This is a genomic window from Sphingobacterium sp. B16(2022), assembly GCF_012030425.1.
Taxonomy (GTDB): Bacteria; Bacteroidota; Bacteroidia; order Sphingobacteriales; family Sphingobacteriaceae; genus Sphingobacterium; species Sphingobacterium anhuiense.
The window spans coordinates 1,526,936-1,541,575 of record NZ_JAAUVN010000001.1 but is presented as its reverse complement, the minus strand read 5'-3'; the positions used below and the strand labels follow the sequence as shown (position 1 = coordinate 1,541,575).

Here is a 14,640-nt window from a genome sequence, read left to right as displayed (position 1 = left end):
TTTATGTTTGATGTTTATATAAAAAGGCCTATCCTATCGTTGGTAATTTCATTATTTATAACGTTACTAGGATTATTGGCCTTATTTACACTACCTGTTACCCAGTTTCCAGATATTGTACCTCCGTCGGTCGTTGTTACCGCAAATTACACAGGAGCAAATGCGGAAGTCAGTACCAATGCTGTTGCCATTCCGCTGGAACGTGCGATCAATGGTGTTGCAGGTATGACCTCGATGAATACCGTTTCCACTAACAATGGAACAACACTCATTCAAGTCGTTTTTAAAGTTGGAATTGATCCCGATATTGCCGCAGTAAATGTGCAGAATCGGGTAACAACAGTATTAGATGAGCTTCCCGAGGAAGTGACACGCGCAGGTGTTACCACAGAAAAAGAGGTAAACAGTATGTTGATGTATCTCAATCTGTATACTGAAGATGAAACTGCTGATGAACGCTTTATTTACAATTTTACAGATATCAATGTTTTAAAGGAACTCAAGCGTATTGAAGGCGTTGGTTTTGCTCAGATTATGGGTATGCGTGATTACGCGATGCGTGTTTGGGTTAAACCTGATCGGTTAGCGGCTTACAACATCTCAACCGACGAACTAATTGCTTCCCTTCGTAAACAAAATATCGAAGCTGCCCCTGGTCAAACGGGTATAAGCTCGGATAAAATGGTCAATATGCAACAGTATGTACTTCGTTATCCGGGAAAATTCTCGGAACCGGAAGAATATGCCAATGTACCTATTCGGGCAAATGCAGATGGTTCTATTATCCGTATAAAAGACGTTGCTGAGATCGAATTCGGCTCATTAGATTACGAAATGGTTTCTAAAACTGACGGTAGACCTTCGGCTTCCATCATGTTAAAGCAATTGCCGGGATCCAATGCACAAGATGTTATCAAACGTGTTAAAGATAGAATGGCGGAATTACAAAAAGCCACATTCCCGGCAGGTATGAAATATACAATGGGTTATGATGTTTCCCGCTTTTTAGATGCATCGATATCCAGTGTTATCAAAACCCTGCTTGAAGCATTCTTATTGGTGTTTATTGTCGTATTTATATTCTTACAGAATTTTAGAGCGACATTGATCCCGATCTTAGCTGTTCCGGTGAGTTTGATCGGTTCACTATTCTGTATGCAGATGCTCGGATTCTCCATCAACTTATTGACACTATTTGCACTCGTATTAGCGATCGGAATTGTAATTGACAATGGTATTGTCGTCGTCGAGGCCGTATTTGCCAAAATGGAAGAGGAAAATCTTCCACCTATGGAAGCTACGTTAGCGGCAATGAAAGAAGTGGGTACTGCTGTAATTGCGATCACTTTGGTCATGTCAGCCGTATTTATACCCGTGGCCTTCCTTGATGGACCCGTCGGTATTTTTTATCGGCAGTTTTCGCTCACATTGGCCTCAGCTATTATTATCTCCGGCATCAATGCCCTGACATTAACACCCGCACTTTGTGCGATCATGTTAAAAAATCCACACGATCAGAAAGAGAAAAATAACTGGATGACACGTTTCTTTAAAAAATTCAATCAAGCTTACGATAAATTAGCTGGAAAATACCGTGGATTTTTATCGAAAACCGTAAGCCGTCGCGGACTTACAGTACTTGTTCTGGTATTATCTTTTGTAGCAACTTGGGGAACAAGTGCGATCCTACCATCCGGTTTTATTCCCACAGAAGATCAAGGTATGGTCTATGTCAGTGTCACAACACCTCCAGGAGCCACAGTTGATAGAACAGAGAAAGCGTTAGATGAAGTAGATCGTATATCAAGAAGTTTAGAGTCCGTAGAAACGGTATCAACACTTGCCGGATATAGTATTTTGACAGAAGTATCAGGTTCATCATACGGTATGGGAATGATCAATTTAAAAGCTTGGGAAGACCGTGTGCAGACAGTTGATGATGTGATGAATGAACTCAAAGAAAAAACAGCACATATCGCAGATGCACAGATCGAGTTCTTCCCTCCGCCTACCGTTCCCGGTTTTGGTAATGCCGCAGGTTTTGAGGTTCGTTTACTGGATAAAACAGGAACTGAAGATCTCAATAAAACGGCTGTTGTATTGGAAGAATTCATGAATAAACTAAACGCTAGCGAAGCTATAGAAAGCGTTTCTTCAGGATTTGACGTTAACTTTCCGCAGTATATGTTGGAAATTGACTACGATTTAGCGGCCAAGAAAGGAATATCTGTTGATAATGCAATGAATACATTGCAAACACTTATGGGTAGCTTCTACGCCACCAATTTCATTCGTTATGGACAGATGTATAAAGTAATGGTGCAAGCAGACGCACATTATCGGAAACAGCCCGAAGATGTTTTAAATCTTTTTGTGAAAACCGATAATGGCGAAATGGTTCCTTACTCAGCCTTTATTACCATGAAGCGCGTATTTGGACCGGAACAGATTACACGCTATAACATGTTTACAAGCGCCATGATCAATGGGCAGCCGGCATCTGGATTCAGTACCGGACAAGCAATTGAAACCATCCAGGAGATTGCGAAGAGCTTACCGCAAGGCTATAGTATTGAATGGTCAGGTATGACTAAAGAGCAGATTGCTTCTGGCGATCAGACTATTTACATTTTCGCCTTAGTACTATTGTTTGTTTACTTACTATTGGCTGCGCAGTATGAAAGTTTCTTCTTGCCCTTACCTGTTATCTTATGTATTCCCGCCGGTATGTTCGGAGCGTTTCTATTCTTAAAGTTATTGGGATTAGAAAACAACATTTATGCACAGGTGGCACTCGTCATGCTGATTGGGCTTTTAGGAAAAAATGCCATTTTGATTGTCGAATATGCAGTACTCAAAAACAAACAGGGTATGTCCATTGTGGAGGCCGCGATCGACGGTGCGATAGCACGTCTAAGACCAATTTTAATGACATCATTTGCCTTTGTGGCGGGACTTATTCCATTGATGTTCTCCTCTGGAGCAAGTGCTATCGGTAACAGAACAATTGGTACCGCTTCCGTTGGAGGTATGTTGATCGGAACCATAATCGGTGTTTTGATTATACCTGCACTTTATGTTCTCTGTTCAAAAAAAACAACAAAAGTTAAGAAGAAGAAATTAGCAACAGTAGTTTCTGTTGTGCTTGCTGTTATTTTAATATCGAGCTGTTCTGTTCCTAAAAAGCTGACACCGATGCAAGCGACAGCATTGCCCGAAAAATTTTCACCGGCAAATGTGCAAACCGATAGTTCGATAGGTCAGATTTCTTGGAGAAAAGTATTTGAAGATAAAAAACTGATTGCCCTTGTGGATTCAGCATTACTGTATAACTATGATTTACAGATGGCGATAAAGCGTATAGAGATTGCTCAAGCAAGCTTCAAACAGAAAAAAGCTGCGCTATTTCCAAAAGTAAATGCTGAAGTTGGCGCAGGTTTGACAAAGTATGGCTTTTATACAGAAGAAGGCATTGGTAACTACGATAGTAACTTTTCAGAAAACTTAAAATCAGACGAAAAGATTCCATCACCAGCTATTCCAGATTATTTTGTAGGACTGCGCAGTTCTTGGGAAATCGATGTATGGGGCAAATTAAAAAATCTGAGACAGTCATCGTACGAGAATTATCTATCACAGCTTGAAGCAAAGCAATTGATTGCGACCGAATTGGTGACCAATATTGGTTCTGCCTACTATCAGCTCATCAGTCTGGATAATCAGTTAGCAGTCTTTGAAAGAAATCTAAAACTGCAGGAAAAAGCCTTAGCTATTATTGAAGTACAAAAAGAAGCGGGTCGAGCGACCGAATTAGCTGTTCAGCAGTTTAAAGCTATTCTAGCAAACTCCAAGTCAGATCGTGCTAAGACAAAGCAAGAAATCAGTATTCTCGAAAATCACATCAATTTCCTTATTGGACGTGTGAATCAGCCTATTGAACGTACTGCAATTCAGCTGGAAGAAGTACATCTGTTTGATAAATTGGCTTCTGGAGATCCCGCATTAATGCTTGCATTGAGACCAGATATCCGCGAAGCCTCTCATCAGATGGTTTCGGCCATGCATGAAGTTCATGCTGCGAAAGCTGCTTTTTTACCCGCAGTAGTCTTATCTCCTTTTATCGGCTTAAATTCATTTAGCTTCGATAAACTGATTGACATCAATAAATCGGCAACTTACGGTTTATTCGGTGGCATTACAGCTCCGATTTTTAATCAAAGAGAATTAAAGACGCAGTATGAACAGTACAAAGGAAATTATGGTATTTCATTCTTGAATTACGAGAAGATTGTTTTACAGGCTTATAACGAAGTATCCAATGCCTTGCTGACAGAAGATCATATTATTGAACGCTTTCAGCACAAAAATGAACAAGTCGTTGCTTTAGAATCATCCGTAAATTCCGCTCATGATTTATTTTTGGCAGGCCGTATCAATTATTTAGAGATCATCACCAGTCAAAGAGAATCCCTTGCTGCTCAAATTGAGCAGGTCAATATTCTAGAAGAAAAGATCTTAAATCAATTAGTGTTATACAAAGCCTTAGGTGGAGGTTGGAAATAAGAATAAAAAAATGTTAATGATAAAAGGGTGGCCTTATTGGCCACCCTTTTTCATGTTAATTAAAAAGTAATTTACTTGACTTTCTATCCCCCTCGCCTGCTAAGCAACGCTTTCAATCATAACAGCCGCAACTGTTAAGTTAGTGCGCGGGTCAATGATAATACCCCTGCCGGTTGCCTGGTGATCCTGGTAAAGATCAAACGAGATATCTTCAGCGGCCTTAATCTGTACACGGCCTATATCATTAAGAGCTATCCCTTCACCATACTTATATTCCTGGTTGTTGATATCCACTTTATGAATGATTTCATTTATTTTCACTTTTGTCGTTCTACCGAAATTCTGAAACAAATAAATTTGATTCGTATCCAGAGCCTTGTTGTCAAACCAGCAGATATTCGCTTCAAAATTACGTTCCACCAGACCCAAATTTTGAGCCGTTACAATGGTATCACCACGGCTGATATCAACATGATCTGCAAGATGGACAATAACCGACTGGCCATCTTCCGCTTCCTGCAGATCTACTCCAGCCAGTTCAATACTTTTGATGCTACTTTTAATAGAAGAAGGTAAAATTAGCACATCATCTCCTACTTTTAGACCATGACCAACAACACGTCCAGCATATCCCCTGTAGTCATGTAACTCCTCAGTCTGTGGCCTTACCACCCATTGTACCGGTAAACGCCAAGCTTGCTGATCTGCCTCTTTAAATTCTATCGTCTCAAGATAAGACAATAAAGAAGGTCCCTCATACCAAGTCAAATGTTCCGAAGGATGCACAATATTGTCACCTTTTAGTGCAGAAACCGGCATAAAATCAACATCAGTCAATTTTAAACGTTCCGCTAAGGTCTGATAATCAGCTTTAATGTTTTCAAACACTTCCTGGCTATAATCCACCATATCCATTTTATTGATACACACTAAAACTTTTTTAAGTTCAAGTAGTTTTGCTAAAAAAGAATGACGTTTTGTTTGCTCAATAACCCCTTTACGCGCATCGACCAATATAATGATGAGATCAGAGTTAGAAGCCCCTGTTATCATATTGCGTGTGTACTGTATGTGTCCCGGTGCATCAGCAATGATAAATTTGCGGTGCTCTGTTTGAAAGTATTTATAAGCAACATCGATCGTAATTCCCTGTTCACGTTCAGCTTTCAATCCGTCGGTCAAAATTGCTAGATCCACAGTCCCATCATTATTTTTTCGGTTAGCCTTTTTTATCGCTTCCAGTTGATCGTCCAGTATCGAATCTGTATCATATAATAAACGGCCGATCAATGTGCTTTTACCATCATCAACAGAACCAGCCGTTATAAATTTTAAAATTTTCATTTTCTAGATTTTTGTATTAGTCACCAAAACTTATTGCATTGCCCTTAGAAGTATCCCTGTTTTTTTCGGTCTTCCATTGCCGCTTCAGAAACTTTATCATCCATACGGGCACCACGCTCACTTACTGTAGAGGCTTTTATTTCTGCAATGATATCATCTAAGGCAGTAGCCTGCGAGTCCACAGCTGCAGTACAGGTCATATCACCGACTGTTCTAAATCGGACCGATTTTGTTTCCACAACATCCTCTTCATCGATGTTTAAGAAAGACGCAGCTGCCATTAATTGGCCATTCCGGGTGATCACTTCACGCTCGTGACTGAAGTAAATACTTGGAAGTTTAATATTCTCCCGTTTGATGTAATTCCAAACATCCAGTTCCGTCCAGTTTGATATTGGAAATACGCGGACATTTTCGCCCTTATTGATTTTTCCGTTAAAGATATTCCATAATTCAGGACGTTGGCGCTTCGGATCCCACTGTCCAAATTCATCACGAACAGAGAATACACGTTCTTTAGCCCTTGCTTTCTCCTCATCACGACGTGCCCCGCCAATACAGGCGTCAAAACCATTTTCAGCAATTGTATCCAGTAAAGTCACCGTCTGTAAAGCATTTCTGCTGGCATTTTTCCCCTTTTGCTCAACAACTTTACCAGCATCGATACTATCTTGCACATGTCCTACGATCAGTTTTTCACCGATCTGTTCTACTAACCAATCGCGGTATGCAATGGTTTCCGGAAAATTGTGACCTGTATCAATATGCACCAGTGGAAAAGGAAATTTACCCGGTCTAAATGCTTTTAATGCCAAATGAACCAAAGTAATAGAATCTTTTCCACCAGAAAATAAGAGCGCAGGATTTTCAAATTGCCCGGCCACTTCACGTAATATATAGATTGATTCTGCTTCTAGTTGATCTAAATAATCCATTTAATCTTGCTTTATTTTGTTGTCACATGTAATCCACACTCTTTTTTACTCTGATCTTCCCACCACCATCGGCCGGCGCGAAAATCTTCACCCTCCTGAACAGCCCGGGTACAGGGCTCACATCCGATGCTCGGAAAGCCCTTATCGTGCAGTATATTGTAAGGTATACGCTCGCTTTTAATATAATTGGTAACCATCTCAAAAGTCCAGTCAAATAGCGGATGAATTTTGATAATATTATTCCCCTCATCATACTCAATATACTCCATATCGTGACGATTCGCCGATTGCTCCGCTCTAATTCCTGTTATCCAAATTTTGGCACCTCGCAAAGCCCGCTGTAAAGGCTCTATTTTGCGTATGTAGCAACAAGATTTTCTATTTTCAACAGACTCATAAAATGAGTTCGGCCCCTTTTCAGAAACAAATTCCTGAACCTTTTCGGTATTCGGGTAGTACGTATCAATTTTTAGCGCATAGCGCTCAGCAGTTCTGCTCCATAACGAATAAGTCTCCTTAAAAAGTCTTCCCGTATCCAAAGTAAAAACCCTGATATTCACTTTGCTCTTTCCTATCCAATCTGTAATAATCTGATCTTCGATACCGAAAGATGTCGAAAATACAACCTGATCAGGATATTGTTCAGTAATAACCTGAAGCAGATCCGCTCCCTGTTTTCCTGATAAAAGTTCTTTAATTCCACTAATTTCCATCTCTCTCAATTAATGATTTTGTATGTTTATTCAGCGCCGTGACTTTTGACTGAAAATCACCTTTTAATTGATTCCGCAATTGGCTCATCAATTCCAATGTTTCATCAATCTCCTCAGGAAGCATTTCCTGTAAAAACTCCTTTACTCTTTTTGCAATTGTCGGGGATTTACCGTTCGTTGAAATCGCAATTTTCAAATTACCTTTTTTAACGATCGATCCAAGATAGAAGTCACATAGTTCCGGTTTATCTGCCGCATTTAGCAAAATATGTTTTGAACTCGCTAACGCTCTTATTTGATCATTAAGTTCATGATTGTTTGTTGCCAGCATCACGAGATGTTTTTCATCAAGATCCGATTCCACAAAATCACGCTCTTCAAAAACGATATGCTTATATTGCGTCATGATGATTTTAAATTCATGACATATTTTAGTCGCAATTACTGTTATATGCGCTTTATCATTATTCTGAATGATTGCTTGAAATTTCTCTAACCCGATCGGTCCACCTCCCACTAATAAAATGTGAATCTGATCTGGCTTGACAAAAATTGGAAATAGCGTATTCATTTAAACAGTTGCGTATTTTTCAATAATATGTTTAAAATTCGGATGCTTAGAAACAACTTCGCCCAAAACAATAATAGCCGGTACACCAATGCGTTTTTCCTGAGTTTCGTCCAGTATATCTTCAATCGTACCGATAATAATTTTTTCATTTGGCATAGAGCCATTTTGAATCAATGCAATAGGCAGATTTTCTTTACCATGCTGTTTGTATAATGCGACTATTTCTGTTAGCTTACCAAATCCCATCAGCACGATTACTGTTGCATTTGTTTTAACAGCTGCATACAAGTCCTCTGAGAGTTTCCCTTCAGTTGTAGATCCAGTTATCACCCAAAAACTTTCACTGATACCGCGATAAGTTAAAGGAATCTTTTGGAGGCCCGTTAATCCGATACTAGAGGAAATACCCGGAATAACCGCTGTTTCGATATCATATTGATTAATAAAATCAAGTTCTTCACCACCACGTCCAAATACAAATGGATCTCCGCCTTTTAATCGCACCACATGACCATGAGTCAGCGCATAATCGACCAGTAACTGGTTGATCTGATCCTGTGAAGTAGAAAGCTGTTCCGCTCTTTTCCCAACATATACCTTCGTGCAGTTTGCACTGGCAAAATCCAATAAACTCTCATCCACTAAAGCATCGTATAAAATTACATCCGCTGCCTTTATCGCTTTTATACCTTTTAAGCTGATCAATTCAGGATCACCAGGACCCGCTCCGACCAAAGTTACTTTTGGTTTAATATTCATCTTCTATCCTCCTCATTAATTAACTTTCACCGCATTTCTATACTCATACACAGCGTTAAAGAATGTATTCAAGCTCTCAAGGTAGTTTTCAGCAAACTCTGGAGTAGGCTCATTCTTATTTATTTGCAAAACCAGTTCTGGGAACGTAGTTTCCAATTCAAAAATATGTTGTTCCACAAATTGCGCTTGGAACTCCTGGATCACAGCATGCTGTGAACTCACATTAACACCTTTATCCAATAATAATGCTTTAGCACAACCTATAAAAGTACTGTAGGTATGATAAATAGCATCCGCATACTTTTTCTCCTCAAGAGCAGAAACCGCCCAAGCTCTTTTTTCTTCAGCTTCAAAGATCAAAGTAGCAACAAGGTCAATCATGACACCCGCACACTCACCCACACCGATCGCTGTTTCAAAAGTCTCCTGATGACCCCAATCAATATATTCATCATCAGATAGTGTTGTTAGATCAGCAAGAGGTTTCAATAAGGTGTAGAAATAGTTTTTAGTCTGACGGTCATAGTAAGCATGAAAATTTTCACCTTCCTGAACATTCTTTTTATAATCCGTTAAAACCAGGTCAACCACGTGCAGCACTCTTTTGGTAGGTACTTTGATAATTCTTTCGGCCACACGACCTACACCATCACCAACAGTACCACCACCGATCATGACCTGTGCAGCAGGAACGACTTTACCGTTTGCTTTTACAGAACTTCCATGAAAACCCAGATGCGCCAATCCATGCTGTCCACAAGAGTTCATACAGCCTGAAATTTTGATCTTCAGTTCACGGTTGTAAACAAAATCTGCGTAAAAATCACGAATGTATGACTCAATAACCCGTGCCATCTCTGTACTGTTTGAAATGCCCAGATTACATGTATCCGTACCTGGGCAGGTCGTCACATCAGACGTGCTTTCAAATCCAGGAGAAGCCAACTCAAGCTTCGTCAATAATTTAAAAATATGAGGAAGCGTTTTCTCGGTAGCATACTTAAGCAACAATCCCTGATTCTGAGTGAAACGAATTTCGTCGGCAACCAGACCTTCCAGTCCAGCAACCAAAACTCGTGCTTTTTCAGTTGGAAGATCGCCCGTAGATATTTTAGCAAATACACCATAAAAACCTTGCTGCTTTTGCTCAAAAGTATTTGTTGACTTCCAGATCAGGTAATCCGGATCTAAATCCAAAGATAAACTTTCCACGACATCCGTATTCGGTGGAGTCGGTTGCGTGATCGTATCGCGGTTGATCTGAAAAGATTTTACATGATTAGCAACGCGTTCTTCAGCAATTAATCTTAACACTTCATCAATACCCAATTTTTGGATCAGGTATTTAAAGCGTGCTTTATTTCTATTATTACGCTCGCCATAGCGGTCAAATACACGTAAAGAAGATTCAACAAACGGAATCAACTGATCTTCATGTAAAAATTCATGTACCAAGTGCGCTAGAAAAGGTTGAGAACCCAATCCACCACCTAACAGAACTTTAAAACCACGTTCTTCTTTACCATCAATAAGCTGTATTTTAGGAATAAAGCCAAGATCATGGATATATGAAAAAGCAGTATCATCATCTGATGAAGAAAATGACATCTTAAATTTACGACCCATTTCCGCACAGATCGGGTTTCTTAAGCAAAATTCGAAAACGGCCTGCGCATACGGAGAAACATCAAAAGGTTCTTGTGGATCTATTCCGGCTGTAGGTGATGCCGTTACGTTACGCACAGTATTACCACAGGCTTCACGTAAAGTAATATCATCCTCTGCCAATTTGGCCCATAACTCTGGTGTGCGATCTAAACTAACAAAGTGTATCTGAATATCCTGACGGGTCGTGATATGCAGATTGCGAATCGCATATTCATCCGATACATCAGATATTTTAATCACTTGTTTGAAAGTTGCTTTTCCGAAAGGTAATTTAATACGCACCATTTGCACTCCAGGTTGACGTTGACCGTAAACCCCTCTTGCAAGGCGCAATGAACGAAATTTTTCATCCGTAATTTTCCCTTCCTGAAAAAGTCTAATTTTCTTTTCTAAATCAATAATCTCTTGCTCAACCACAGGGTTTTCAAGCTCTGTACGGAAACTTTGCATATGCTGAAATTCTATTTATTGGTCTGTATTCTCTTCTATTTGGTTCAAAAGTAGAAAAAAAAACTATATAATCTATAAAATCTATTAAATTAATATATATTTGTCAAAAATATTATTGTAGACCAATCCTATAGAGATAGATAAAATGAAAAAAAACAACCGTAATATACTTATATTAAGCTTATTGTTGTTGCTTACGAATAACGCGTGTGCTCCTAAAATAGAGAATGGCTATACAAAAGAAAGAGGATTTGAAGGTAATATTTCCTTATCTGGAGCGTTTGCACTCTATCCTTTAGTAGTCTTATGGAGTGAAGAGTTTAAAAAGGAACATCCACATGTGCGTTTTAATATTTCAGCTGGCGGAGCAGGCAAAGGAATTGCAGATGCATTGACCGGTATGGTCGACATCGGACTTATTTCCCGCGATCTTCATCCACAGGAAATAGCAAAAGGCGCCTTTCCTATCCATGTTGCTAAAGATGCTGTGATCTGTACCATTAATGCTGAAAATCCAAATTATACCTTACTTAAAGAACGTGGTTTGACCCATGCGGAACTCAAAAATATCTTTATCAATAAAAAATATAAAACCTGGAACGAGATCGACGCGCGATTTTCAAAAGATCCGGTGATCGTGTACACTCGTGCTGATGCCGCCGGTGCCGCCGAAACTTGGGCCAATTTCTTTAAAAGTAAGCAGGAGGATTTAAAAGGCGTAGGAATCTTTGGTGATCCAGGAATTGCACAGGCAATTAAAGACGATAAAAATGCCATAGGATTTAACAACATCAATTACGTCTATGACTTAAAAACAAAAAAAGTAATGGATAAAATTGATGTCTTGCCAATCGATCTAAATGCAGATGGGCAGATCAGTGAAAACGAAGATTTTTATAGTACCATAGATGATTTAACGGATGCTGTCAGTAACAACCATTACCCTAGCCCACCAGCCAGAGATCTTTCGTTTATCACAAAAGGGAAGCCTGATAATTTGCTCGTTAAAGAATTCATTTCATTTGTGCTAAAGAAAAAATCGCAGAGTTATTTATTGGAAAATGGATATGTACCATTAACAGAGTCGTTAATTAATAAAGAACTGATTAAACTGTAATATGCTAAAAACAAGGTTATTAAAAAATGCAATCGCAAAACAGGTCAGTTTTGTTTTGTTGCTCATTTCACTTTCAGTGGTCATTATAATCGGTATCGGACTGACTTTTAAATCAGTACCCTTATTTGAATCGTTTAACATTCTTGAACTATTGACAAATCATGTGTGGGCACCTATGAAAGGAAGTTTTGGTTTCCTACCCTTTATTATGGGCACACTCAGTGTCACATTGGTTGCGCTATTGATTTCATGCCCACTTTGTATCTTAACCTCTATTTACTTAACAGAGTATGCGTCAGACACCTTGAAAAATGTCATATTACCGCTTATCAATGTTCTGGCAGCCATTCCTCCTGTGTTATACGGGGTTTGGGGTGTATTATTTATCGTACCTGCAATACAATCTTATATTGCGCCCATTTTTGCGGTTTCTACTTCGGGTTACACTGTTTTGGCTGGAGGAATCGTACTCGCAGTGATGATTTTCCCGATCATGATCAGTATTATGGTCGAGGTTTTAAAAACGGTGCCGGCAGAACTTAAAGCAGCATCACTGTCTTTGGGCGCTACCAAATGGGAAACTGCCCAAAAAGTCATACTTAGAAGAGCAAAACCTGGTATAATAGCCGCAATTGTATTGGCGATCTCCAGAGCATTCGGCGAAACAATTGCAGTTTTGATGGTCTGCGGTAATGTTCCTAAAATACCGACATCCATATTTGATGCTGGTTATCCTATTCCCGCACTCATTGCAAACAATTTTGGGGAAATGATGTCAATACCATTATACGATTCGGCACTGATGTTTTCAGCCTTACTCCTTTTCGTTATTATTTTCGGATTCAATCTCATTTCACGCATCATATTAAACAGATTGGAGGGCAAGCATAATGGATAATCTTAAAACAAGACTTTTTAAAGAGAAAGTTGCAAAAGGTTTTATGCATCTTTCCGGAATGTTGGTCACCGGTTCACTTTTTTTTATAATCGGCACCATCCTATATAAAGGGTTACCTTATCTATCTTGGGAAATGGTGAGTCAATTACCAAAGGGTGGCTTTTACATGGGTAAAGAAGGTGGTATTTTAAATGCGATATTAGGATCTCTTTACCTTGCAGGTGTAGCAACTATATTGGCAACCTTAATCGGTGTGCCGATCGCCTTATATTTAAATATATACATCAAAACATCATCGAGACTAGCGCAGTACTCGAAATTAATGTTTGATATCCTGTACGGAATTCCTTCTATCGTATACGGAGCTGTAGGATTTACCATCATGGTTTATTTTGGCATCCGCGCATCCCTTTTAGGTGGAATTATTACCATTACACTGCTAACAATACCAATTGTGGTGCGAACAGTCGATGAAATCATCAAAACAGTTCCCACAGACTTAAAACATGTTACTTTATCTTTAGGTGCGACCAAATGGGAAGTCGCAAAAGTTTTTATTTTACACATTAAACAAGGAATATTTACAGCAATCTTACTTGCATTTGGAAGATCTATCGGAGATGTTGCCGGAGTTTTGTTAACAACAGGATTTAGCGACAATTTACCCCGTTATATTGACGAACCCGCCGCAACATTGCCATTAGCGATCTTCTTCCAGTTGAGCAGTCCTATTCCAGAAGTTCAAGGCCGTGCTTACGCATCAGCACTTATCTTAACTTTTATTATTCTAATTATTGTCATATGCACGCACATCCTATCATCGAAACAGAACAAACACAAATTGTAAGACCGGCTATTCAACCGCATATTCAGATACAGGATTTGAATATTCATATTGACGGTCATCATATTTTGAAAAACATCAATCTGTCGTTGCCTAATAACAGCATTACCTCGATCATCGGTCCTTCTGGTTGTGGGAAAACGACGTTACTGAAAACCTTAAACCGACTTATTGATGATACGAAAGGAGTTCAGGTTTCAGGCTCTGTATTTGTCAATGGCGAAGATATATATGCCCCAAATGCCGAAGTAACACATATTCGAAAAAAAATGGGCTTACTTTCTCAAAAACCATTTCCGTTGCCGATGTCGATATATGACAATGTCGCTTATGGCCCTCGCATCCATGGGACAAGAGGAAAAAAGGAATTAAATGAGATCGTAGAAACACAGTTGAAGAATGTCGGACTTTGGGAAGAAGTGAAAGATCGGCTGGATCAATCCGCGACACGACTTTCCATTGGGCAGCAGCAGCGCCTATGCCTGGCACGTGGGCTGGCCGTCAAGCCTGAGATTATATTAGGCGATGAATCAACCTCTGCATTAGATCCAATATCGACGCAGACGATCGAAAATCTACTTATTGAACTCAAGAAAGATTATACCATTGTGTTGGTTACGCATATTCTGAGACAAGCACGCCGTGTTTCTGATTATATCATTTTTGTTTATGGCGGCGAAATTCTTGAATTTGGAAAAACAGAAGAAGTACTGTTAAATCCCAAACATGAAATTACACGTCAGTATGTAAAAGGCTTTATTTCATGATAAAACGCTTT

At 39.4% G+C, this 14,640-nt stretch carries 11 protein-coding genes; 5 read left to right on the top strand and 6 right to left on the bottom strand.

Annotated elements, in window-relative coordinates:
• Positions 1–3 precede the first annotated feature (3 nt).
• Complete coding sequence (locus tag HCX49_RS06865) at positions 4–4,563, top strand: efflux RND transporter permease subunit (protein WP_168126593.1); 4,560 nt, start codon at positions 4–6, stop codon at positions 4,561–4,563.
• Between the two features lie 99 nt (positions 4,564–4,662).
• On the opposite strand, the gene HCX49_RS06860 is transcribed toward HCX49_RS06865, so the two are convergent.
• The 6 genes from HCX49_RS06860 to HCX49_RS06835 are packed head-to-tail and all read right to left on the bottom strand — an operon-like array spanning position 4,663 to position 11,003.
• Positions 4,663–5,907: a sulfate adenylyltransferase subunit 1 gene (locus HCX49_RS06860; protein WP_168126592.1), complete on the bottom strand. Its 1,245-nt coding sequence runs from the start codon at positions 5,905–5,907 to the stop codon at positions 4,663–4,665.
• 44 nt (positions 5,908–5,951) lie between these two features.
• On the bottom strand, positions 5,952–6,842 hold the full coding sequence (gene cysD / locus HCX49_RS06855; RefSeq protein ID WP_132768218.1) for a sulfate adenylyltransferase subunit CysD: 891 nt from the start codon (positions 6,840–6,842) through the stop codon (positions 5,952–5,954).
• Between the two features lie 11 nt (positions 6,843–6,853).
• A complete protein-coding gene (locus HCX49_RS06850) occupies positions 6,854–7,555 on the bottom strand; it encodes a phosphoadenylyl-sulfate reductase (RefSeq protein WP_021188202.1) in 702 nt (233 codons plus the stop codon).
• Entirely contained in the window at positions 7,545–8,126 is a 582-nt protein-coding gene (locus tag HCX49_RS06845; RefSeq protein WP_132768216.1) for a bifunctional precorrin-2 dehydrogenase/sirohydrochlorin ferrochelatase, read from the bottom strand. Before HCX49_RS06845 ends, HCX49_RS06850 begins: the two co-directional genes overlap by 11 nt.
• Complete coding sequence (cobA, locus tag HCX49_RS06840) at positions 8,127–8,885, bottom strand: uroporphyrinogen-III C-methyltransferase (RefSeq protein WP_168126591.1); 759 nt, start codon at positions 8,883–8,885, stop codon at positions 8,127–8,129.
• A 15-nt stretch (positions 8,886–8,900) separates the two neighbouring features.
• Positions 8,901–11,003, bottom strand: coding sequence for a HEPN domain-containing protein (locus HCX49_RS06835; protein WP_168126590.1), 2,103 nt, complete (start codon positions 11,001–11,003; stop codon positions 8,901–8,903).
• Between the two features lie 145 nt (positions 11,004–11,148).
• On the opposite strand from HCX49_RS06835, the gene HCX49_RS06830 reads away from it, so the two are divergent.
• Genes HCX49_RS06830 through HCX49_RS06815 form a run of 4 tightly spaced genes read left to right on the top strand, consistent with a single transcriptional unit; the run spans position 11,149 to position 14,629 of the window.
• Positions 11,149–12,120 carry a PstS family phosphate ABC transporter substrate-binding protein gene (locus tag HCX49_RS06830; RefSeq protein ID WP_168126589.1) on the top strand — a complete coding sequence of 324 codons (972 nt, stop codon included), beginning with the start codon at positions 11,149–11,151 and terminating at the stop codon, positions 12,118–12,120.
• 1 nt (position 12,121) lies between these two features.
• Positions 12,122–13,018: a phosphate ABC transporter permease subunit PstC gene (pstC, locus tag HCX49_RS06825; protein WP_021188200.1), complete on the top strand. Its 897-nt coding sequence runs from the start codon at positions 12,122–12,124 to the stop codon at positions 13,016–13,018.
• Complete coding sequence (locus HCX49_RS06820) at positions 13,011–13,865, top strand: PstA family ABC transporter permease (protein WP_132768208.1); 855 nt, start codon at positions 13,011–13,013, stop codon at positions 13,863–13,865. Before pstC ends, HCX49_RS06820 begins: the two co-directional genes overlap by 8 nt.
• Positions 13,820–14,629, top strand: coding sequence for a phosphate ABC transporter ATP-binding protein (locus HCX49_RS06815; RefSeq protein WP_132768206.1), 810 nt, complete (start codon positions 13,820–13,822; stop codon positions 14,627–14,629). The genes HCX49_RS06820 and HCX49_RS06815 overlap by 46 nt, the downstream gene beginning before the upstream one ends.
• The last annotated feature ends 11 nt before the right edge of the window (positions 14,630–14,640 follow it).

Bases quoted from the DNA above. Each gene is read 5' to 3' on its own strand.
- HCX49_RS06865 (WP_168126593.1), top strand. From the start codon at position 4: ATGTTTGATGTTTATATAAAAAGGCCTATCCTATCGTTGGTAATTTCA.
- HCX49_RS06860 (WP_168126592.1), bottom strand. From the start codon at position 5,907: ATGAAAATTTTAAAATTTATAACGGCTGGTTCTGTTGATGATGGTAAA.
- HCX49_RS06835 (WP_168126590.1), bottom strand. From the start codon at position 11,003: ATGCAAAGTTTCCGTACAGAGCTTGAAAACCCTGTGGTTGAGCAAGAG.
- HCX49_RS06830 (WP_168126589.1), top strand. From the start codon at position 11,149: ATGAAAAAAAACAACCGTAATATACTTATATTAAGCTTATTGTTGTTG.
- HCX49_RS06815 (WP_132768206.1), top strand. From the start codon at position 13,820: ATGCACGCACATCCTATCATCGAAACAGAACAAACACAAATTGTAAGA.
- cobA (WP_168126591.1), bottom strand. From the start codon at position 8,885: ATGAATATTAAACCAAAAGTAACTTTGGTCGGAGCGGGTCCTGGTGAT.
- HCX49_RS06845 (WP_132768216.1), bottom strand. From the start codon at position 8,126: ATGAATACGCTATTTCCAATTTTTGTCAAGCCAGATCAGATTCACATT.
- cysD (WP_132768218.1), bottom strand. From the start codon at position 6,842: ATGGATTATTTAGATCAACTAGAAGCAGAATCAATCTATATATTACGT.
- HCX49_RS06820 (WP_132768208.1), top strand. From the start codon at position 13,011: ATGGATAATCTTAAAACAAGACTTTTTAAAGAGAAAGTTGCAAAAGGT.
- pstC (WP_021188200.1), top strand. From the start codon at position 12,122: ATGCTAAAAACAAGGTTATTAAAAAATGCAATCGCAAAACAGGTCAGT.
- HCX49_RS06850 (WP_021188202.1), bottom strand. From the start codon at position 7,555: ATGGAAATTAGTGGAATTAAAGAACTTTTATCAGGAAAACAGGGAGCG.